The 22,910-nt window shown below is 73.0% G+C and carries 8 protein-coding genes and 1 pseudogene; all 9 read right to left on the reverse strand.

All coding sequences use genetic code 11. The features are described 5' to 3' along the window. Positions 1 to 33: 33 nt before the first annotated feature. Positions 34 to 5,667, reverse strand: a pseudogene (locus FJK98_RS34170) (SDR family NAD(P)-dependent oxidoreductase); the annotation flags it as partial. Further along, a complete protein-coding gene (locus FJK98_RS20370; RefSeq protein ID WP_145920447.1) occupies positions 5,621 to 15,346 on the reverse strand; it encodes a polyketide synthase in 9,726 nt (3,241 codons plus the stop codon). The gene FJK98_RS20370 and the pseudogene FJK98_RS34170, both read right to left, overlap by 47 nt. Further along, complete coding sequence (locus tag FJK98_RS20375; RefSeq protein ID WP_205789073.1) at positions 15,343 to 16,503, reverse strand: SRPBCC family protein; 1,161 nt, start codon at positions 16,501 to 16,503, stop codon at positions 15,343 to 15,345. Before FJK98_RS20375 ends, FJK98_RS20370 begins: the two co-directional genes overlap by 4 nt. Positions 16,504 to 16,607: 104 nt before the next feature. Further along, entirely contained in the window at positions 16,608 to 17,933 is a 1,326-nt protein-coding gene (locus FJK98_RS20380; RefSeq protein ID WP_370516914.1) for an NAD(P)/FAD-dependent oxidoreductase, read from the reverse strand. Between the two features lie 1,011 nt (positions 17,934 to 18,944). Continuing rightward, positions 18,945 to 19,706: an SDR family NAD(P)-dependent oxidoreductase gene (locus tag FJK98_RS20385; protein WP_145920449.1), complete on the reverse strand. Its 762-nt coding sequence runs from the start codon at positions 19,704 to 19,706 to the stop codon at positions 18,945 to 18,947. A gap of 28 nt (positions 19,707 to 19,734) precedes the next feature. Then, entirely contained in the window at positions 19,735 to 20,397 is a 663-nt protein-coding gene (gene npdG, locus FJK98_RS20390) for an NADPH-dependent F420 reductase (protein WP_240762196.1), read from the reverse strand. Positions 20,398 to 20,608: 211 nt separating this feature from the next. Continuing rightward, the gene (locus tag FJK98_RS20395) at positions 20,609 to 20,944 is read right to left on the reverse strand and encodes a VOC family protein (protein WP_145920451.1); all 336 of its coding nucleotides are present in this window, start codon (positions 20,942 to 20,944) and stop codon (positions 20,609 to 20,611) included. After that, positions 20,941 to 21,924 (reverse strand): LLM class flavin-dependent oxidoreductase, encoded by a 984-nt coding sequence (locus FJK98_RS20400; protein ID WP_145920452.1) that lies wholly within the window; start codon positions 21,922 to 21,924, stop codon positions 20,941 to 20,943. Before FJK98_RS20400 ends, FJK98_RS20395 begins: the two co-directional genes overlap by 4 nt. Positions 21,925 to 21,933: 9 nt before the next feature. Then, entirely contained in the window at positions 21,934 to 22,905 is a 972-nt protein-coding gene (locus tag FJK98_RS20405; protein ID WP_145920453.1) for an enoyl-CoA hydratase/isomerase family protein, read from the reverse strand. Between the last annotated feature and the right edge of the window lie 5 nt (positions 22,906 to 22,910).

Here is a 22,910-nt window from a genome sequence, read left to right on the forward strand (position 1 = left end):
CGCCTGCAACACCTCCACCGGGCTCAGCGTCACCCCGAGCCGTTCCTGGAGTTCGGCGGCGACCATGGTGGCGAGCATCGAGTCGATGCCGGTCGCGGCGAGCGACCCGGTCGCGGTGACGTCCGGGTCCCGCAGCACCGTGCGGACCACCTCGACGACGGTCCCCTCCACCGACCGGGGGGTGGCCGGCTGCCGCCCGGCCGTCGACGCCGGGCCCTCCGCCGGGGCGGGGTCCGCCGCCGGCCGGTCCGCGACGGGGTTGTCGGTCGGTGCGGCGACCGGCCGGTAGACCACGTCGGTGAGGGCGACCAGGACCCGGCCGGCGGTGTCCAGCAGCGCGACGTCGGCCCGGCGGCTGCCGTCGACGTCCTGGCCGGTGAGCCGCAGCCGTACGTGCCGGGTGTCGGCCGGGTCGGCCCAGCGCACCGCCCGGCCGATCGACACCGGCAGGTAGGTCAGCGCGGAGGCGGCCGGATCGGCCAGGGTCAGCACCGCCATGCTCTGCAGCGCCGCGTCGAGTGCGGCCACCGCGCGGGTCGCCGGGTCCGCGTCGGTGTGGTCGACCCGGACGAGCACCCCGGTCGTGCCGTACGCGATGTGGCCGATGACCCGCAGTGCCGCGCCGAAGTCGACCCGCTTGGCGGCGAACCACGCGTACAGGCCGGCCGGGTCGAGCGTGCGGGGGTGTGCGGCGTACTCCCGGTCCACCGGCAGCGGTGCGGGGGGTGGTCCCTCCGGCCGGACCGCGCCGGCAGTGAGATGGCCGATGACCTGGCCGCCGTAGCGGAACGTCACGGTGCTACCGGCGGTCGTGTCCGCAGTGAGCCGGTGGTGCCCGGTGCCACGGGCGGTGAAGGCGAGCCGCTCCAGGACGGCGGCGGTGGCGAACCCCCGGGTGACGAGGAGCGCCGCCGGCACCGTCTGCCGGCCGAAGACCCGGTGGGCGTCCAGCAGCCGGTCGAGGTCGGGTCCCCGGTGCCCGTCCGCCGGGTCGGGGGCGGCTGCCGCAAGCGGCGTCGACGGCGCGGACGGTTCGGGGGCGGGGCGGGCGGGCACCCGGTCGGCGCGGTCCCGGAACGGGTAGGGCGGCAGGGCGAGCCGGCGGAACCCACCACCGCCGTACAGCGGTCGCCAGTCGACGTCGCGGCCGGCGACGTACCAGCCGGCCAGCGCGGTGAGCAGCCCGTCGTCGGGGGTACGCAGTTCGGCGGCGATCCGCTCGGCGGGCCACGGCAGGTGGCGTGCCAACCGCTCGGCGAGGTCCCGCCCGACCGGCACCGGGTCACCGGCGAGCACCGTGTCGCCGCGCAGCACCGTGCCCGGCAGTTCGGGCCCGAGGCGCAGCGCCCGGCGCAGGCCCGCGCCGAGGGCCGCCCCGGTCGCCCCGAGCACGGCGACCCGGTACGGCAGGTGGACCCGCCCGACCGAGGCGGAGAAGCACAGCGCCCCGACGTCGACCGTGTCGTCCGCCTCGATCAGCCGCCGTACGTCCGCGACCCGCCGGGTCAGCAGGTCGGGGGTGTGTGCCGAGAGGACCAGCAGGTGCTCGCGCGTCGGCCCGTCGGCGGGTCGGGCGGCCGGGGCGGGGGTGTACTCCTCGACGACGACGTGGGCGTTCGTTCCGCCCATGCCGAAGGCGCTGATGCCGGCCCGACGCGGCCCGGTGGCCCGCCACGGTCGCGGTGCGGTCGGGATGGCCAGCCGGCCCGGGGGCAGGGTGATGTGCGCGCCGAGCGTGCTGAACCCGGCCAGCGGTGGGATCTCACCGTGTGCGAGGCAGAGCAGCACCTTGGCCAGGCCGGCCAGGCCGCTCGCCGGTTCCAGGTGACCGATGTTCGCCTTGACCGAGCCGAGCTGGCAGGGTTCGGGCCGGTCGCCGTCGAAGACCTCGGCCAGGGCGGCGATCTCGATCGGGTCGCCGAGCCGGGTCGCCGTGCCGTGCGTCTCGACCAGGGAGATGTCGGCCGGGGTGAGGGCGGCGTCGGCCAGCGCGGCCCGGATCACCGCGACCTGCGACTCGCTGCGCGGCACCGGCAGGGCGCTGCCCCGGCCGCCGTGGTTGACCGCCGCGCCCCGGATCACCCCGTGGATGCGGTCACCGTCGCGTTCGGCGTCGTCGAGTCGTTTCAGCATGACGGCCACCGCGCCCTCGCCGGGCACGAACCCGTCGGCCCGGTCGTCGAACGGCCGGGGCCGGGTCGGCGACAACGCGCCGAGCTGGCTGAGGCTGCGGTAGTACCAGGGCGTCAGCCCGACGTGGCAGGCGGCGACGATGGCCGCGCCGCACTGCCCGGTACGCAGGCTGACCACCGCCTGCTGGAGGGCGACCAGGGACGACGAGCAGAGCGTGTCGACGGTCTGCGAGGGGCCGGTCAGGTCCAGCGCGTAGGAGATGCGGTTGGCCAGGACGGCGTTCATCGAGCCGAGGGCGGTGTGCGGGCCGACGGCCGCCAGCCCCTGCGCGTCGCGGTGGTGGGTGTAGGTGGCCCCCACGAACACGCCGATGTCCCGCCTCCCGGCGAGCCCGCTGTCGTCCACCACCGACCAGGCGTGCTCCAGCAGCAGCTTCTGCTGCGGGTCCATCTCCTCGGCCTCCCGGACGGCGATGCCGAAGAACTTCGGGTCGAAGCGGTCGATCCCGGCGACGAACGCGCCGGTCCGGCAGTAGGTGCCCGTCATGTCGGGGCCACGGTGCTGGTAGTGGTCGTCGATGTTCCAGCGCTCCGCCGGGATCTCGGTGAAGGCGTCCGCGCCGGCGCGGAGCATCGGCCACAGGTCGGCCAGGTCGCGTCCCCCGGGCAGGTCGCCGGAGACGGCCACCACGGCGATGTCGCCGGCCCGCCGCGTCGCCGGCCCGGTGTCGGACGCCGGTCCCGTAGCCGGGGCCGGCACGGTTCCGGACACCGGGCGGGGCGCGGGGAGCGGTGCCGGCACCGTTGCCGACGTGTCCTGCGGCGTCGGCGTCGACACCGCGTCGACCGTCGGGGCGACATCGAGCGGGGAGGCGGCGGCCGGCGACGGTGAGGCGGCGGCCGGCGGGGATGTGGCGGCGGCCGGTGCCGGCTGGGGTGCGGGTGGCCGGGCCCCGTACCGGGTGGCGAGCGCCCCGGCCAGCTCGGCGAAGTCGCCGTACTCGAGGAAGAGGGTGGCCGGGAGGGCGACCGCCCACCGCCGGGACAGCTCCTCGGCCAGCTCGACGCTCATGATCGAGTTGATGCCGTAGTCGGTCAGCGGGGCGGTCCGGTCGAGGTCGCCGAGGCCCAGCCGCTCCGCGAGGAAGTCGGCGAGCCCGTCCTCGGTGCGCCCGGCGTCGGTGTCGTCACTCCCGGACGAACCGCGCGGGGACGCACCGGGCCCGGCACCGCCCGGGGCCGGGCCGGCGGCGGCCGGCGGTGCGGGGGCCGGGTGGGCGGGAGCCGCGCCGGCACCGGTCTCCTCGCCGGTGACGCCGGACCCGACGCCCGGCGCGGCGTCGGGATGGGCGATAACGACCTGCCGGACGTCGTCGCGCAGGACGGTCATCAGCGCGTCCAACGCCTCGACCGTGCCCAGCGGCCGGACGCCGCGCCGCCGGAGCTGCGCGGCGACCGCGGTGCCCATGCCCACCTCGCCCCACAGCCCCCAGTCCACACTGGTCCACGGGTCGCCCTGGGCGTGCGCGAACGCGTCGAGGTAGGCGTTGGCGGCGGCGTACCCGCCCTGGCCCAGGTTGCCGAAGGTCCCGGAGACCGAGGCGAACAGCACGGCGAAGTCCAGCGCGGTGCCGGTGACGGCGGCGGCCAGCTCGTGTGCCCCGTCGACCTTCGGGCGCAGCACCTCGGCCACGTCCCCGGCGGTGGTGCCGCGCAGCAGGCCGTCCTTCAGCGCGCCGGCCGCGTGCACCACCCCGTGCAGGTCGCCGAAGCGGTGGCGGATCTCCCGCACCACCTCGGCCAGCGCGCCGGGGGCGCCGACGTCGGCGGCGAACGAGACCACCCGGCAGCCGTACGCCTCGATGCCGGCCAGGGCGGCCCCGTCGATGCCGGTGCCGCCGGAGCGGCTGACCAGGGCGACCAGGCCGGCGCCGTCGGCGGCGAAGCGGCGGGCCACCGCCAGGCCCAGTCCGCCGTGGCCGCCGAGGATCAGGTAGCGGCCGGCCGGCCGGACCGGCGGCCGACCACCGTCGGACGCGGCCAGGGGCACGCGGACCGGCACGTGCCGTACCCCGGCGCGGTAGCCGGTCTCCACCGGTCCCCCGTCGCCCAGTTCGGCCGGCAGGGCGGCGGCCGAGGCGGGGTCGAGGTCGACGAGGCGGGGCCGCAGCCCCGGGTACTCGATGGCGGCGGTGCGGACGAGGCCCCACAGCGCGGCGCGGGCCGGCTCCGGGGTGTCGCCGCCGGCCACCGGTTGGCCGCGTTCCGTGCCGACCAGGAAGTGCCCGGAGCGCTGCCGCTGGCCGAGGGTCTTCAGGGCGGCGAGGCAGGAGTACAGGCCGAGACGCAGTTCGGTGGGTTCCGGGCGGGTCGGGCCGGTGTTCCACAGGTGCACCACTCCGGCGACCGGCTCCGCCAGCTCCGCCCAGAGCTGCTGGAACGCCGGCTCGTCGGGATCACGGATGACCCGTTGGTCGGCACCGGGGCCCGACGCCGGTGGCTCGGGCAGCACCTCGACCACCCGGGCCCCGGCGGCGCGCAGGGCCCGCACGGTGGCCGTACCCGGGCCGTCCCGCTCGCCGTGGTGCAGGACCACCCAGGTACCGGCCGCCGGCACTGCCGGGGCGGGGGCGTCGGCGGGGACCCAGTCGATCCGGGTGAGCAGCCGCCCGGTCGCCGGCACGGGCGGCGCGGCCGGCAACCGGCGCATCCGTACCCCGGTGAGCTCGGCGACGACCCGGCCGGTGTCGTCCACCAGGATGGCGTCCGCGACGGACCAGGCCTCCTGCACGGCGGTACGTCGTACCCGGACGGTCACCCCGGCGCTGAGCGGGGACAGCTCGGCGTGCAGGGCGAGGCGTGCCACCCCGATCGGCAGCATCGGCCCCGGCGGGTCGCCCCCGGCGAGGTCCTGGAGGGCGCAGCTGACCACCTGGAACACGCCGTCGATCAGCAACGGGTGGGAGTACCAGGGCAGCGGCTGGGCCACCGTCTCCAGGGCCGCCTCGGCGGTGCCCGCGCCGACGGCGAGCCGGCGTACGGTCCGGAAGTCCGGCCCGTACGCCAGGCCGGCGGCCGACCAGCCGTCGTAGACGCGCTCCGGCGGGACCGGTACCGGGCAGCTCACCGCCCAGGCGGCCGGTGGGTGGGTGCCCGACGGGATCGGCCCGCCCGACCCGGTGGAGACCGTCCTGCGGCCCTCGGGGGTCACCGCACCCAACTCGAACCGGGTCCGTTCGCCCAGGGTCACGTCCAGGCGGCCGGTGACCTGCTCGCCGTCGGCGACCGTGAACGGCCGGACGAAGGCGACGTCGACGAGTTCGAGCGGGCGGAACGCCCGGCGCTGGGCGACCCCCAGCAGGGCCATCTCCAGTTGCACGGCGGCGGGCAGGATGCCGAGGCCGCCGGAGCGGTGCTGGGCGATGAACGGCTCGTGTGCGGCGAAGGTCTTCTCGTAGGTCTCAACCCGGTACGTCACGTTCCCTCGCTCAGTGCTCGTAGTGACGGTCGAACAACGGGTGGCCGACTGCCCCATCACCTGCTGCGGGTACGGAAACCTCCGGCTCCGGTCGACGCCGCGCGGCGGCGGACTCGCTGACCCGGGGCGCGCTCAACTCCCGGCGCTCGAAGGGGTAGGTGGGGATGGTGGTGGTGCGGTGTCCCTTCCCGTGGTGCACCCCGGCCCAGTCGAGGTCGCCCAGACCCCGGCTGTAGAACGACGTGATGGCCGTGTGGAGCTGCGTCTGGTCGTCGTGGTCCCGTCGTAGCGTCGGCAGCCAGGTCAGATCGGTATCGGTGAGGGTCGCCCGCGCCAACCCGGTCAGCACCGGATGCGCGCCGATCTCCCAGAAGACCCGTCCGCCGGCGGTGTGTACCGCCTCGATCGCCTGGGTGAAGCGGACCGGTTGGCGAATCCCCGCCCCCCACAACCGGCCGTCGGCCACCGACCGGGCGTCATGCCAGCCACCGGTCACCGTGGAAGCGAATCCGACCTGCGGCGGGGACACCACCGCCTGCCCGAACGCCTGGGCGAACGGGTCCACCGCACCGGCCATCGCCGCCGAGTGGAACGCATGGCTGACCGTCAACCGCTGCGTCCGCAGCCCCGACCCGGCACCGAACGCCTCCACCGCCTCGACCGGACCCGAGATCGTCACACTGCGCGGGGCATTGAACGCCGCGATCTCCACCCCCGGGAAGGACGGCAACACCGCCTCCACCGATCCGGCGTCGGCGAACACCACCGCCATCGCCCCGTCCGAGGGTTGCGCCTGCATCAACCCACCCCGCACCACCGCCAACCGCAACACCTCCGGCAACGACAGCACCCCCGCCGCCCACGCGGCCGTCAACTCCCCCACGCTGTGACCCACCACCAACCCCGGCCGAACACCCCACGACTCCAACAACCGCACCAACCCCACCTGCACCGCCACGATCCCCACCTGCGCAAACCGCGTCTGCACCAACTCACCGCCCCGCTCCCCGAACACCACCTCCCGCAACGGCACATCCGAACACGACGCCACCAACTCGGCGCACTCATCGAACGCCGCCCGGAACACCGGCTCAGTCGCGTACAAACCCGCCGCCATCCCCGGATACTGCGAACCCTGACCCGAAAACAGGAACACCGACACCGGCGGCTGATTCGACAACCGACCCACCGGCCGATCCCCACCCGCCACCGCACCCAACCCACCGGCCAACTCCGACCCGTCAGAACCCTGCACCGCCACCCGGAACCGATGCGACGCCCGACCCACGTTCGCGGTGAAACTCACGTCACCCACCACGGACGCATCCACACCCGACAACATGCGCGCATACCCGTCTGCGAGCCGACGCACCCCGTCCTCACTGGCCGCGGACACCTTCACCACGTACGACCCCTGCGGCAGGGGTTCCCGGGTGGCCGGGAGCGGCGCTTCCTCGACGATCACGTGGGCGTTCACCCCGCCCATCCCGAACGCCGACACCGCCGCCCGACGGGGTGCACCCGCGACGCGGGGCCACGACACCGGCTGATCCGCCACGAAGAACGGCGTGTCCTCAAACCGGATATGGTCGTTCGGCCGCACCACATGCAACGTCGGCGGCACCACCTGGTGCTCCAACGACAACAACACCTTCACCAACCCGGCAAGGCCCGCCGCCGGCTCCAGATGACCAATGTTCGACTTGAGCGAACCGATCGCACAGAACTGCGTCCGGGACGTGAAACCCCGCCACGCCCGAGTCAAACCCTCCACCTCGATCGGATCACCCAACGACGTCCCCGTCCCATGTGCCTCCACCATCCCGAACCCCTCCACACCAACACCCGCATCCCGCAACGCCGCCACGATCACCTCCCGCTGCGCGGCACTACTCGGCACCGTCAACCCACTCGTCCGACCACCGTGATTCACCGCCGAACCCCGAATCACCCCCCGCACCCGATCCCCATCCCGCACCGCATCCACCAACGGCTTCACCACCACCGTCACCACACCCTCACCCGGCACAAACCCATCCGCCCCCGCATCGAACGCCCGCGACGCACCCGTCGGGGAGAACGAGCGCAGGCGGGAGCCGAGCTGGAAGTACTGCGGGGACATGGCCAGGTGGACTCCGGCGACGATGGCCTGGTCGCACTCGCCATTGCGGATGCTGCGCACGGCGGTGTGCAGAGCCACCAACGACGACGAACACAACGTGTCGATCGTCATGCTCGGCCCCGACAGATCCAGGAAATAGCTGACCCGGTTCGCCAGGATGGCGTTGTGGTTGCCCAGCCCGGCGGCGGTCTGCACCACGTCGCCCACGACCATGTCCCGGTAGTGCTGGTAGCTGGCGCCGACGAACACACCGGTCGACCGGCCGGCCGTACGGCCCGACAGGCCGGCGTCCTCCAGCGCACGCCAGGCGGACTGGATGAGGTGGCGCTGCTGCGGGTCGATCCACTGGGCCTCGGCCGGTGAGATCCGGAAGAACGGGGCGTCGAAGTCGGTCAGGTCGTCGACGAAGCCCGCCCGGCGCAGGTAGACGGTGCCGGGTTCGGCCGCGTCGGAGTAGTAGTCGTCGATGTCCCAGCGGGACTTCGGGACCTCGCGGAGGCAGTCCTCGCCCCTGGTGAGCACCTCCCACAGTTCGTCCAGGTTGCCGGCGTTGGGAAAGACGCCGTCGATGCCCACGATGGCGATGTCGTGCCGGTCCGTAGCTGCCGGGGTCGCCACGGCGACCGACGTCACCGCCGCCGAAGCCGGAGCCGCCGGAGCCGGGGAGGAGACAGCCGGACCTGCCGGACCCGGGGCAGCCGGCGCCGGCGTTACCGGCACGCCGACCGGCGGCACGTCGGCCGCCGGCACGTCCACCGTCGGGGAACCGCCGTCCGGGGCACCGCCGAGCGGCGCGGACGGCACCGGGCCGGGCGTCGGCGCGGCACCCGGTACGGCGGTGACGCCGTAGGTGTCGCGCAGTTCCCGGGCGAGGTTCTCCACCGTCCCCACTTCGAGCAACAGGGTGACCGGGATGTCCACGCCGAGCCGGGTGCGGATGTCCTGGGCCAGCGAGACGGCCAGCATCGAGTCGAGCCCCTGGGCCTCCAACGGACGGTCCAGTTCGAGGGTCTCGACGTCGGTCTCCAGGCCCTCGGCGATCCACCGGGCCAACGCCCGGCCGAGGTCGCCGGCACCGTTGACCGGAAGGTGACCTGCGGCGGCGGTGCCGGGTCCGGAGCCGGCCGGGACCCGACCGTTGAGGTCGGCACCGTGGCCCGGGACGACGCCGGACGGGGTGCCGGGGTACGCGGTGGTGCCGGGCGGGATGGTGCCGTCGAACCGGGCCCGGTCGTGCGCGCCCGCCGGGGTGGGCGGGGTGGGCGGCGGGGCCGGGGAGATCCGACGCCAGGTGACGCCCTGGGCGGTGAGCACCGGGCGGTCGCCGTCGAGCACCACCAGACTCGCGGTGAGCAGCCCGGCATCGGGCGCGCTGCCCCGGTCCCGGCGGGCGTGCACGCGCACCTCACCGGTGAGCCGGCCCCGCACGGTCAGCCGGGAGACGGTGAACGGCACGTAGAGGCCCTGCGCCCCGCAGGCGGCGAGGGCCACCTGGAAGGCGCCGTCGAGCAGCCGGGCGTCGACCGGTCCGGCGTCGGGCCCGGCGTCGACCCGCAGGGTGCCGGTCGCCGCGCCGTCCGCCACCGACAGTTGGCGTACGCAGCGGAAGCTCGGGCCGTACCGTAGGCCGTTGCGGTCGAAGTCGCGGTACATGCCGTCGAGGTCGACCGGGGTGAGCCCGGCGGGGTCGGCGGGTGGGGTGAGCGTCGGATCGACCGGCTCGGGGTCGGCCACCTCCAGGTCGCAGACCACGGCGGTGGTGCCGTCGCGGAAGGTGACCCGGGTGCCGTGCCGCTCGGCGGTGAGCGTCGCCGGGGGCCGTACGGTGGCCCGGAAGGTGAGGTCCCGCAGGGTGAAGGCGTCCCGCCCGAGCAGCTCGGCGACCTTGCCGGGGTAGCCGGCGCCGGGCAGCGTCGGGTCGCCCAGCACCACGTGTTCCAGGGCCTCCGGGTGGTCGCGCCACGACCGTTCGGTGGGCGACCCCGTCGCCGGGAGCTGCCCCGCCGTCGACGCGGGTGCCAACCACAGGTGCTTCTCCTCGTGCGGGGCGGTGGGGAAGCGCACCGGGGCGCGTTCCTCGGCCACCAGGCCGTCGCCGGCCACGAAGTGGCGGGCCGCCGTGTCGAGGGCGTCCCGTCCGGGTGCATCACCCAGTGGGGGCAGGGTCCGCCCCGACGGGGTGGGGGCGACCCCGGTGTAGAGGTTCCGGGTGCCCTCGGCGCGGGCGAGGAACAGCATCAGCTTGTCGTCGAGCTGTTCGACGGTGTCCACCACGCAGGCGAGCCGGTACGTCGCCGCCGGCCGCTGCCGGCTGGCCACGCAGATCCAGGCCAGCGGCGGGCAGTACGGCGACCGGAGCAGGTGCACGAGTCGGCCGGCGAGGGTGCGCAGCCCCTCCTCCGAGCCGGCCGAGAGGGTGAGCAGGCCGGGACCCGTCCGGGCGGGCACCCGGGTGGGCGACGGGGCCGCCGCGAGGACGGCGTGCGCGTTCACCCCGCCGAAGCCGAAGCTGCTGACCCCGGCGACCCGGGGCCCGTCCCACGGGACGAGCCGGTCCGGGACGAACAGCGGCGAGTCCTCGAAGCGGAACGCCCGGTTCGGGAAGGTGAGGTGGGCCGAGGGCGGAATCCGGTCCGCCTGGAGCGCGAGGATCGTCTTGATCAGGCCGGCGATCCCGGCCGCCGGTTCGAGGTGGCCGATGTTCGTCTTCACCGAGCCGACCGCCACCGTGCCCCGTCGGGCCGGGCCCAGGGCGGCCTGCAACGCCTCCAACTCGATCAGGTCACCGAGCTGGGTGCCGGTGCCGTGCGCCTCGATGTAGCCGACCCCGTCCGCCTCGACGCCGGCCCGCCGCATGGCGCTGCGGATCACCGCCTGCTGGGCGGTGCTGCTCGGTGCGGTCAGGAAACCGGCGGCACCGGTGTGGTTCACGGCGGACCCGCGGACCACCGCGAGGACCGGGTCGCCGTCGCGTTCGGCGTCGGCGAGCCGCTTGAGGACGATCACCCCGCAGCCCTCGCCCCGGACGTACCCGTCGGCGTCGTCGTCGAAGGTGCGGCACACCCCGGTCGGGGAGAGCATGCCGTTGCGCAGGAAGGACCGGGTCTTGGTGGGGGTCAGCACCAGGTTGGCCGCGCCGACGACGGCGGCGTCCACCTCCCCGGCGCGCAGGTGCATGGCCGCCTGGTGCAGGGCGACCAGCGAGGACGAGCAGGCCGTGTCGACGGCGAAGCTCGGCCCCGACCAGTTGAAGGCGTGCGAGAGCCGGTTGGCCACCATCGACACCGCCGTGCCGGTGGCCACGTGCGGGTCGCCGGCCCCGATGCTGCCCGCCACCAGTTCGGGGAAGTCGCTGGCGATGGTGCCGATGAAGACGCCGGTGGCGGTGCCGAGGGAGGCGGCGGTGTGGCCGCAGCTCTCCAGGGCCTCGTCGGTGACGCTGAGCAGCAGGCGCTGCAACGGGTCCAGCCGTCGGGCCTCCCGGTCGGTGAGTTGGAACCGGGCGGCGTCGAAGTGTTCGACCCGGTCGATCCAACCGGTCGGCACCTCGTCGGCGGCGGACCAGAGGTGACCCCAGCCCCGGTGTCCGGTCGGCGCGTCCCCGACGCTGGACACCCCGTCGGCGAGGTTGGCCCAGAACTCGTCGGGGGTGGCCGCGCCGGGGAACCGACAGGCCAGCCCGATGATGGCGAGCGCCTCCTCGACGGTGTCGGGTGCCGGGGTGCCGGACGGGGCCGCCGGGGCGCGGTGGCGGGGCGGCTCCGGCCGTACGGTGTCGGGTCCGGCCGGGTCGCCGGTGGCGGCCCGCGGTCCGCCGGTCGCACCGGCCGGTGCGGGGTGCGCCGGCTCCGTCGCGGCGTCGCCGGCAGCGTCGGCGGTCGCGTCGGTGGTGGCCGCGACGACCGCCTCGGCGGCGGCGACGACGGCCTGCTCGGGGGTCGTCCCGGTGGTGCCGGGCCGGGTGCGTTCGGGCACGGCGGGCGCGGGTCGGAGCAGTTCGGCGAGCCGCTCGGGGGTGCCGGTGGCGAAGATGGCCGGTGGGCTCACCGCGACGCCGAACTCCTCGGTGAGCGCCAGCGCCGCGCGGGTGACGTTGGCCGAGTCACCGCCGAGGTCGAAGAAGTTGTCGGTGACCAGGAACTCGTCGTGGCCGAGCACGGCGGCGAAGACCCGCGCGATGCGCTGCTCCGGCGCGACGGTCGATGCCGGCACCACGGCGGGCTCCGGCACGGTGGTCGGCTCGGGCACCACGGCGGGCTCCGGCGCGACGGTCGACTCCGAAACGACGGTGGGCGACGGCGCGACGGTCGACTCCGGTGTGCCGGTCGGTTCCGGGGCGGGCCCGGTGACCGTCGGGGTCGCGGCGGGCGCGACGGAGGGGACGCCGGTGCGGATGATGGTGTGCCGGTCCGGCAGCGGCAGCCGGCCACGGGCGATCTTGCCGTTGTCGGTCAACGGCATCGCGTCGAGCCGTACGTAGGCGTCCGGCACCATGTACTCGGGCAGCCGCCGGCCGACGAAGGCGTCCAGCTCCGCCTTGACCAGGGTGCGGTCGCCGACGAGGTACGCGGTCAGCCGCGGTTCGCCCCGGCCCTCGAAGGCGACGGCGATGACGGCGGCGGCGGTGACGCCGGGGAACTCCGCCAGGACGCGTTCGATCTCGGCCGGTTCGATCCGGTTGCCCCGGACCTTGACCTGCGAGTCGGCCCGGCCCAACCACTCGATCGCGCCGTCGGCGTGCCGCCGGACGGTGTCCCCGGTGCGGTAGAGCCGCTGGCCGCTGACCGGGTGGGTGAGGAACACCTCGGCGGTCCGGTCCGGACGGTTGACGTAGCCCCGGGCCAGGCCGACGCCGGACAGGTACAGCTCGCCGGTGTCGGTGGGGTTCAGATCGGCGTCGAGCACGTGCAGGGCGAGGTTGGGCAGCGGTTCGCCCAGGGGCAGGAACGCGCCGACCGACTCGACCCGGTGGGCCGACGCCCAGATCGTCGCCTCGGTGGGGCCGTAGAGGTTCCACAGGGCGTGGGCGGTGCCGTGCAGTTGCTGGGCGGTCGCCGGCACCAGGGCCTCGCCGCCGGACAGGACGGTGAGCTGGGGCGTCGGCGTCCAGCCGGTCTCCAGCAGCAGCCGCCACATGCTCGGGGTGGCCTGGGCGACGGTGACCTCCCCGATCAGGTCGGCCAGCCGGTGCGGGTCGCGGGCCACCGCCCGCGACGCCAGGGTGACGGTCGCGCCGACGGTCAGCGGCAGCAGCAGTTCCAGCAGGGAGATGTCGAAGGCGACGGTGGTGTGCGCGAGCACACGGTCGGTCTCGGTGGTGCCGAGCCGTTCCCCGATGCCGGTCAGGAAGTTCGCCAGCGCGGCGTGCCCGATCTCCACCCCCTTCGGTTCACCGGTCGACCCGCTGGTGAACAGCACGTAGGCGAGGTCCGCGCCGGTGACGGTGGGCGGCACGGCCAGCGCGGACCCGTCCGGGCCGGGGATCGGCAGCACCGGCCCGACCGACTCGCCGCACGCGAGGCTGGGTGCGTCGGCGAGGATCAGGTCGCACTCGGCGACCTGCACGTAGCGGCGCAGCCGCTCCACCGGGTAGTTCGGGTCGAGCGGCAGGAACGCCGCACCGACCCGGAGGATGCCGAGCATGGCCGGGACCAGGTCGGGGCCGCGCTCGGTGAGCAGGCCGACGACGGACCCGGCGCCGAGCCCCTGGTCGTGCAGGTGGGCGGCGATGGCGTCGGCCCAGGCATCCAGGGTGGCGTAGTCGATCGTCCGGGCCCCGCTGCGGACCGCGACGGCGTCCGGCCGGGCCGCCACGGTCGCCGCGACCAGGTCCAGCACGGTGGGTACGGAGGCTGCTTCCTCGGCCGCACGGTCCGGGTGGGACGCGACGTCGGTCGGCCCGGCGGCGTCGGACCCGCCGGGGGGCGTCGGACCGGCCGGTGCCGCCCGGTCGGCGGAGTCGGGTGCTGCCGACCCGGTCGCAGCCTCGTCGGCAGCGGCAGGTGTCGATGCGACGGTCGGCGCGGGCATCGGCGCGGCGGTGCCGAGCAGCATCGCCCCGAGGGCGAGGTCCTCGACCCGCTCGGCGAACTCCAGCGCCTCGTCGTCGGACATGGCGGTTTCCCGGACGAACACCGTGGGCGGGCCGTCGTGCAGGCAGAGCAGGGCGATCTCGGTGTCCGGCTCGGTGGCCGCCTCATCGTCGGGATGCCGCTGGAGGACGGCGATCCGGGTGAAGGTCGGCCCGTCGGAGCCGACCGGGCGGTACGCCAGGCCGAGGCGTACCTCCAGGTCGGTGGCGTACCCGTGCCGGGCGGTCGCCTCGTCGAGCCGGGCGGTCAGTTCGTCGGCGGCGGCGGCGTCGAAGCGGACCGGGACGCGGGCGACGGCGAGCCCGTGGGTCGCCTCGGCGAGGGCCGGCGCGGACGAGGCCGACCAGGCGAAGTCGAAGCTCGGCGCCTCCATCCGTTCGGCGAGCACGGCGAGGAAGGCGCGGATGACGGTGACCGTCTCGGCCCACGACCGGGGCAGGTAGGCCAACTCGTACCGGCCGTAGTGCGCGGACGCGGCGGAGAAGTCCTCGGCGGGCAGCGGCGCCGGCCGCAGGTCGGTCAGGCGGGCCTTCCACCAGGACTCGTGCCGGCGCAGCGGTCCCTGCGCCTCGGCGATCGCGGCCAGCCGCCCGGGGGGTGCGGCCGGCAGCGGCCGGCCGGGGGTGATGCCCAGCCGTTGGGCCACGGCCCGGCCGCTGAGGGCGCTGCCGTCCGTCGCCGTGAAGTCGCTCAGCAGCAGGTCGCCGTCGGGGGTGGACAGGGTCAGCGCGGATTCGGTGACGGCCGTCACGACGGTCACCGGGGGCGGGTCCTCGCGGGGGATACGGCGGATCTGCCGGACGAACACCGCGCCCTGGGCGGTGACCAGGGCCGGCACCCCGAGCGGGTTGGGGAACGTGCCGTAGTCGAGGGCCTTGGCGATGCGTTCGGCCTCGACGGCGGAGGTCCCGGCGTGGATGAGGCCGCCGCCGGCGATCCGGTCCCGCTGGTGGTAGAAGCGACGCTCGCGGTCGCCGGTGTCGACCGGTTCGGGCAGTGCGCGCCGCAGCAGGTGCCCGACGAGGTCGGCGAAGAGCGCGATGCCCACCTCGGCGGTCTCGTAGGTCAGGGACAGCGCGGTGGAGTGGGTCCGGACCGGGAACCACCGTTCCAGCAGCACGGGGCCGGCGTCCACCGCCTCGGTCATCCGGTGCCAGGTCGCGGCGTGCCGGCCCGCGCCCTCGTAGAGCGCCCAGGCGGCGACGTTGCTGCCGGAGTAGCGGGGCAGTGGACCGTCGTGGAAGTTGATCGCGGCCACCCGTGGCAGCGCCAGCACCGGGCCGGGCAGGATCCGGAAGTTGACGATGCTGAACAGGTAGTCGACCTCGGTGGCGGTGAGCGCGGCGGCGAGGTCGGCGTGCGGGTCGAGCACCGGGACGTCGTGCGCGTCCGCCCAGGCGACGGCGACCGGTTCGTCGGTGAAGACGCCCTCGATCCGTACCCCGGCCGCGACGAGCTGGTCGGCGCAGCGGGCCAGGACCCGGGTGCCGCCGATGAGGAAGCAGTTGACCACGGCCGTCATCCCTCGGTGTCGACGGGGTCGGCCGTCTCGCGCGCCACCCAGGCGTCGATCTGGGAGACGACCTCCTCGTCCAGGGAGAGCTGGCCGGGCGACCAGAGCGGGTTGGACAGGCCGCGGTGGGTCCGCTCGCACATCTCCCAGTCCTCGTAGTTGGCCTTGTCCCAGAGCGCGAAGACGGCCTCGTGCGAGAAGTCGCTGCGGGCCGTCTCGGAGGGGTGGAACAGCCAGAAGTGCCGCACGTAGCAGGTGCTCGGGCTCTCCGGCCAGACCCACTGCATCATCACGTAGTCGGCGGTGAAGCCGAAGAGCAGGTTCGGCAGGATGGTGATCCAGTTGATCTTCTTGAGGTCGGCGTCCGGGACCAGCGGCATGGGTGCCCGGTCGCTGCGTCCGGTCATCGACACCGAGTTGTACTTGTCCCGGATGACCTGCCACGCGCCGACGATGTCGCCCTTGAGCTCGTAGGTGCCCGCGTCGTCGAAGTCGGTGATCCGGTGCAGGTCCTTGTGCGCCGTCGGGAAGTGCAGGCTCTCGTTGACGTTGTGCGCCACCAGCTTCCAGTTGGAGGCGACCGGGTAGTCCTTGGCCTGCACGCACTTCAGGTCGGCCAGCTCGTAGACCCGGGCGAACTCGCCGAACTCGCCGAGGGAGGCGTCGAGGTCGGGCGCGTCGTCGGAGAAGGTGATGAAGACGACCCCGAATCGGATCTCGGTACGCACCGGCAGCAGGCCGTTCTTCTCCTTGTCGAAGAAGTGGTCGAAGTACGTGCCGTTGAAGCTCTTGAGCTTGCCGTTGCGGTCGTAGACCCAGCAGTGGTAGATGCAGACGATGCTCTGCCGCTTGCCGGTGGCCTCCTCCACCAGCCGGTACCCCCGGTGGCGGCAGTAGTTGTGGTACGCCTGGATGCCGTTGTCGCCGTTGATGATCAGGATCGAGCCGGTGCCGATGGTCAGGGTCGCGTAGGAGCCCTTCTCGGTGAACCGGGAGACGTGGTCCACCGGCAGCCAGCGGCGGCGGTAGATCCGTTCCAGCTCCCGCTGGTGCTGCTCCTCGCCGGTGTAGAACGCGTGGGACCGGCCACGGCCGCCGGTGTCGTAGTACGGCCGTTGGTCGTCCTGTTGGCCGATGAGATCGAACATGCTGGACGCGCGCGTCATCTGCCTGCCTCCTCCGTGGGGGGTCAAGTGCCACGAACGAACGGCGGAGGACGGGGACGTCCTCCACCGTCGTGCCGCGCCTGTCCCGCGCGGCCTCACGCCGATCAGGACGGTTCGTAGATCCGCTTGTGCTGGGGTACGCCGGCGTCGTCGTAGATCCGGTCCAGGTTGTCGGGGGCGAACAGTTCGTGCCCCTCGACCCCGCCGGCGATCATGCCGAGCATCTTGGTGGTCCACTCCCGGCTGGTGCTGATCGCGCCGAGCACCGCCTCCAGGTACGGGTCGAGGGCCAGCTCGGCCATCGCCGTGGTGTAGTCGTAGACCGGTGCGCTCTCCTCGTCGCGCACCTTGACGTAGTCGGCGAGTGCGTCGTCCATGGTCCGCTCGCCGGAGAGCGCCTCGTGGATGCGGTCGGCGAGCAGCTCGCCGTGCAGGAAGGCGTCGGTCATGCCCCACCCGGTGATGGGGTCCTTGTGGTAGCCGGCGTCGCCGACCAGCGCCCAGCCGGGGCCGTGCGAGCGGCGGTAGTAGTTGTCCGGGTAGCGCATCGGCCGCAGCGGCTCCTCGCGCCGGCCCTGCTCGCGTAGCTGCGCGCCCATCTCCGGCTCGACGTCGTCGAAGACGGCCAGGAAACGCGCCTCGGGGTCCTGGCGGAACTCCTTGAGCTGCCGGCGGGTGCAGATGACGGCGACCATGTTGACGTCGCCGTTGGTCGGCCAGGTGCCGAACCACTGCTCGTGGAAGCCGGTCTTGTGGTGCAGGCCCCAGTCCAGGCCGCTGTAGTAGGAGTAGTAGGTGAACCCGGCGGCGGGCCGCACGTTGTACAGCTCCGCGCCGACCTTCCGGGCCACCGTCGAGTGGAAGCCGTCGGCGCCGACCACCACCGTGGACCGGAACTCCTGCTCCGGCCCGTCGCCCTCGCGGCCCCGGATGCCGACCACCCGACCGTCGGAGAAGACCAGGTCGGAGACGGTGAACTGCTCCAGGACCTCGACGCCGGCCCGGCGGGCGGCGTTGACCAGGATCTCGTCGAGCACGATCCGACGCGGGCAGTAGACGGCGTCGATCCCGTCGATGGGGTCGGCGAACCCGATCAGCGGGATGCCGTGGTTGGCGTAGTTCATCGTCCGGATGGCCGGCGTCTTCGCGTCGATCACCTCGTCGAGCAGTCCCCACGCCTGGAGGCGGGACAGCCCGGCCTGGTGGATGTAGTGGGTCGACACCGCGTCGCTCGGAAAGGAGGAGCGGTCGACCATCAGAACCCGGTGGCCTTGCCGGGCCAATAGCATTGCCACGGGCGAACCCGCGCAGCGTGCACCGACAACGATTACATCGAACATGGGCCTGCTCCGATCAGTCGTCAGCCCTGGAAAGCAACCGTCCAATGCGGATGTGGGATTGCCACGAGAGTACGTTTCCACGTTCCTCATGGTCAATACGCAGGTTCGCCGGCGGGTGGTGAATGAGAACGCTAACAAGAAGGAGTCCCTGCTTGTGGACCATGCTCGAATCGGCAGAGTGTGACGTGGGTCACATGCATAAAGCAGCCTGAATGAAAGCTGAGAATTGCACTGAGCTGGGATGATCACTTTCGGTTTACCAAATCACCCCGACCAATCACAGAATCGAGTCGGGGTGAACGACCCCGCAGCCACCCCGGAAGCAGGACCATCCGGCGAAGCGCCCGCCTGGGCTAATCGGTGGCGAGGTGCTCCCAGGGCGGGCCAAACCCCCAAGAGGGGCAACGATCCCCCGTTAACACTTACCGCAACATTTCGGTCATGGCTGCCCTGAACAGGAGATACATCTACGAGAATCGAAGTTGATCGATTAACATCCGGTCAACACCGCAATGGTGAACAACCCTGATGATTGCCTCCGGCAATCTCTGGCTCGCCATTTGGTTGCCTCGACGAATCGTTGCCCCGGGCGCTTTTCTCTGCGACGGACGACGAAGGTCGTACACCCGGGACGGCACCACCCGACCACCCGCCGCCGACCAACCCGCGCCACCCGGACACGCCGACCTCACCGTCGCGGGTAGCCGACAGTTTCGGTACCCACTGAGACAGTGGAAACGAGTCGCCGAATAACTTTCCGGTCGGTCGGCGGGACGGTTTCGGGCACCGGAATCACGGAAAGAACCGTCGGACCAGAAATGCCGACGCGTCGGGGACAATTCGATACGGCCCGTGACAGCGATGCGGAGAGAAACGGTCACCCGGGCATCGCACCGGCCGACGCGGCCGGGTGACGACACCTTTCCCGGCGCCGGGGAATCACATCTTTCGCGCGGACGTCACGTTGCGGTCGCCCGCTCGTCGGATTACACCGGTATTCGGCCCCACCAGCCCCCGATCCGCCCGGCAGACCGGCCGGTCAACGTTCCCGACCCGCCCGGCGTACCGATGTGCTCCGGCCCGCCCGGCCGCGCGGCGGGATCAGCGGGGTGCCATCCGGAGGGCGCCGTCAAGGCGGATGACCTCGCCGTTGAGGTAGTCGTTGCCGATCAGGGAGAGCACGAGGGCGGCGTACTCCCCCGGATCGCCGAGGCGGCCCGGGAACGGCACCCCGGCGGCGAGGCCGGCCCGGTACTCCGACGACACGGTCTGCATCATCGGCGTCAGCATGATGCCGGGCGCGATAGTCATCACCCGGATGCCGTGCGGGGCGAGGTCACGGGCGGCCGGCAGGGTAAGCCCGACGACGCCGCCCTTGGAAGACGCGTACGCCGCCTGGCCAACCTGGCCCTCGTAGGCGGCGACCGACGCGGTGTTGACGATCACGCCCCGCTGGCCGTGCCCGTCCGGGGCGGTTTCCGCGATCCGTTCCGCGGCGAGCGTCAGCACGGTGAAGGTACCGATCAGGTTGACCCGGACGACGCGGGCGTACAGGTCGAGATCGTGGACGCCGCGCCGGCCGAGGATCCGCTGCGACGGGGCGATGCCGGCGCAGTTCACCACCGTCCGCAGGGGATGGTCCCCGGCGGCGGCCCGGTCGACCGCCGCGCGGACCGCCGCCGGGTCGCACACGTCGACGTCGACATGGCGCACCCCGGCCGGCGCGTCACCGGCGGCGGCGATGGCCGGCCCGAGATCGAAGCCGTGGACGGTGGCACCCGCGCCGGCCAGCGCGGCGGCGGTGGCCGCGCCGAGGCCGGACGCGGCGCCGGTGACGATGGCGGTGGTACCTGCGAGTTCCATCCTGTGCTCCTTCGTGCCGGGGGCGGGGTCAGACGTCGGTGACGCGCAGGCCCGCGTGGGCCCGGTAGCGCCGGTTGACCGAGATGAGGTTGGCGGTGAACGCCTCGACCTGGTGGGCGTTGCGCAGCCGCCCGCCGTAGACGCCCCGCACCCCGGGGATGGCGGCGGCGAGTTCCCGGACCAGGTCGGTGGCCTCGCGGTCGTCGCCGAGCACCAGCACGTCGGTGTCCACCCGGTCGAGGTCCGGGTCCTCCAGGTGTACGGCCGAGACGTGGTGGAACGCGGCGACGACCCGCGACCCGGTGAGGATCGCGGCGGCCTGTTGGGCGGCGGAGCCCTCCGCGACGGGCAGGGCGTAGGCACCCTGCTTGTCGAAGCCCAGCGGATTCACGCAGTCCACGACGATCTTCCCGGCCAGGGCCGGAGCGAGCGTGGTGAGCAGCTCGGCGTGCCCGTCCCAGGGCACCGCGACCACCACGATGTCGGCCTGCGCGGCGGCGTCGGCGTTCGACCCGCCCCGGACCCGGCCGGGCAGCGCGGCGGCCGTCCGGGCGGCCCGCTCGGCGTCCCGCGACCCGAGTACGACGTCCAGCCCGGCCGCCCCGAACCGCCGGGCCAGCCCCCGCCCCTGCGGCCCCGTCCCGCCGAGCACACCGACGGTACGGCCCCGCAGTTCGTCACTCACACTCACGTAGATCTCCTTCTCGTCCACTACCGCCCGCCCCATGCGGTCCCCTCCCGCCCCTGCCCTGCCCCGCGTTGCGGTGATCAAGAGATTCGCGTCAGTTGATCAAGAGAAAAGCGTCATCGTGGAGATCACCCCTGACGCTTTTCTCTTGATCACCGGAGCGGGCGGGGTGGGGCAGGCGGGGCGGAGCGAGGGCGGGGGGGTGGGGGGTGGGTCAGGGGTGGGGTTGGTAGAGGGTCAGGGGGTTGCCGGTGGGGTCGGTGACCAGGGCCCGGCGTTCGTGCGGGCCGGTGGTCGGGGTGGAGACGGTGACACCTGCGGCGGCCAACTGGGCGAGGCAGGCGTCGAGGTCGTCGACCTGGATGCTGAGCACGGTGCGGCCGGTGACGGGTTGCTGGCCGGCGTCGGCCAGGCCGATGGTCACCGTGCCGTCGGTGACGGCGGCGTACCGGTCGCCGTCGCGGAACTTCACGGTCAGCCCGAGCGCGGTGTAGAAGGCGAGTTGGGCGTCCAGGTCGTCGGCGGGGACGATCACGTGACCGATCTTCATGGCCGGAACCTCGGCATCACCTCGCGGGCGAACCGCTCGACGATCTCGATGGACCGTTCGATCGGCAGGCCGAGCCATTGGGCCCGGAAGACGAAATGGTTGTATCCGGCGTCGGCGAAGTCCCGGATCTTTGCAGCAATGTCGTCGGGCGAGCCGAAAAAGAGCGCCTTTTCCTTGATCGCGTCCCATTGGGACTCGAAGAAGTCCATGCCGTACTGGACGTACTCGCCGTAGGAGCGTTTCACCTGTTCACCGGCGACGGCGAACGCGGCGTCGGCGGAGTCGGCCACGCACAGGTCCCGGTGGATCGGGAAGACCGCGTCCCGCTCGTCGAACCCGGCGGCCCGCCGCTGTTCTCGGTAGTCGGCCAGGTTGCCCACGGCCCAGTTGCGGCGCACGTTGGACGGGGCCAGCCAGGGCAGCCCCTGCCGGGCGATCCGGGCGATCCCGGTCGGGCCGTTGGCGCCCACCCAGACCGGCGGATGCGGACGCTGCACCGGCAGCACGCTGCACCGCACCCCGTCCAGGGTGAAGTGCTTGCCCTGGTGGTGCACCGGCTCCCCGGTCCACAGCTGCTGCATCACCGCCAGCGCCTCGTTCATCCGGGACACCCGGGTCCGCCGTTCGATGCCGAACGCGGCGAACTCGACGTCGCGGTAGCCCGAGCCGATGCCGAGGACGAACCGGCCGCCGGACATCTGGTCGATGGTGGCGATCTCCTCGGCCCAGTGCACGGGGTGGCCCAGCGGCAGGATGAGGATGCCGGTGCCGAGCTGCATCGTCCCGGAGTGGTCGATGAGCCGGCTGAGCAGCGGCAGCGGCTGCGGGGTGCTCAGCGACGACAGGTAGTGGTGGATGCCGAAGACCGAGTCGTAGCCCAGGTCCCGGATGTGCTGGACGTACTCGACGGTCTCACCGACCCGGCGACCCAGGTCGTCGCCGGGGGCGTACTGGTGGTCGAGCAGGATGCCGAACTTCACGCCGGTCGCCTACTCTTCCCGCGACCGGCTGTCACTGAGCCGGAAGTAGGGGGCGACGAGCCGGTCCCGGTCGGCCAGCGCCTGCGCGATGCCCTTCTCCCGGCGTTCCTTGAGGAAGTTCCAGTCGCCCTCGGCGAAGCTGACGTTGGTGGCCCAGCCGTGCCCGACCCAGCCGGTCATCGCCCCCAGGCCCTTGCCCCGGGCCTCCATGACCACCTGCATCATCGACTTGCCCATCATCAGCGAGTCCAGCGGCATCACCGCGATCGCGTCGGCGTAGTCGTCGACCCACTTCTGGAGTTCGTCGCGGGGGACGACCTTGGTGACCAGGCCCTTGCGTTCGCCCTCCTCGGCCCCGATCGCCCGCATGGTGAGCATGACGTCCTTCATCGTGGTCAGGCCGACCTTCTCGATCCAGTGGTACATGTCCTGCGGCGCGGGGCCGAGGTAGCGGAACGCCGGGTGGGTGAAGCGGGCGTCCGGGGAGGCGATGACGATGTCGGCGGAGAGCGCGATCTGGAAGTGCCCGCCGTAGCAGTAGCCCTGCACCTGGCAGATGGTCGCCTTGAGCGACTCGATGATCGGCCGGGTGAAGCCGGAGCTGAGCACGTTGCGGTCCGGCAGGATGCGCTGCCGCTGCGCCGGGCGACGCCGGGACGCCTTGTCGGTGCCGGTCCGGTAGCCGATGTAGTGGCCGAGTTCGGCGGCGTCGGCACCCGTGCCGAAGTGCTCCCCCTCCCCCGTGAACACGATGACCTTGACCCGGTCGTCGGTCTCCGCCTCGCGGACCAGGTCGCCGACCCGTTCGAAGGCGGCCACCGGGATGGCGTTGAGCCGCTCGGGACGGTCGAAGGTGATGGTGGCGACGGCCCGTTCCTCGTCGACGTCGTAGCGGACGTACTTCGCGAGGACCTCGGGGTCGACCTCCATGTTCTCGACGTCCCACTGGTTTTCCAGCAGTTCGGCTTCGGTCTTCTTCACGGCGA

This window comes from Micromonospora sp. HM134, from assembly GCF_007833915.1.
Classification (GTDB): domain Bacteria; phylum Actinomycetota; class Actinomycetes; order Mycobacteriales; family Micromonosporaceae; genus Micromonospora; species Micromonospora wenchangensis.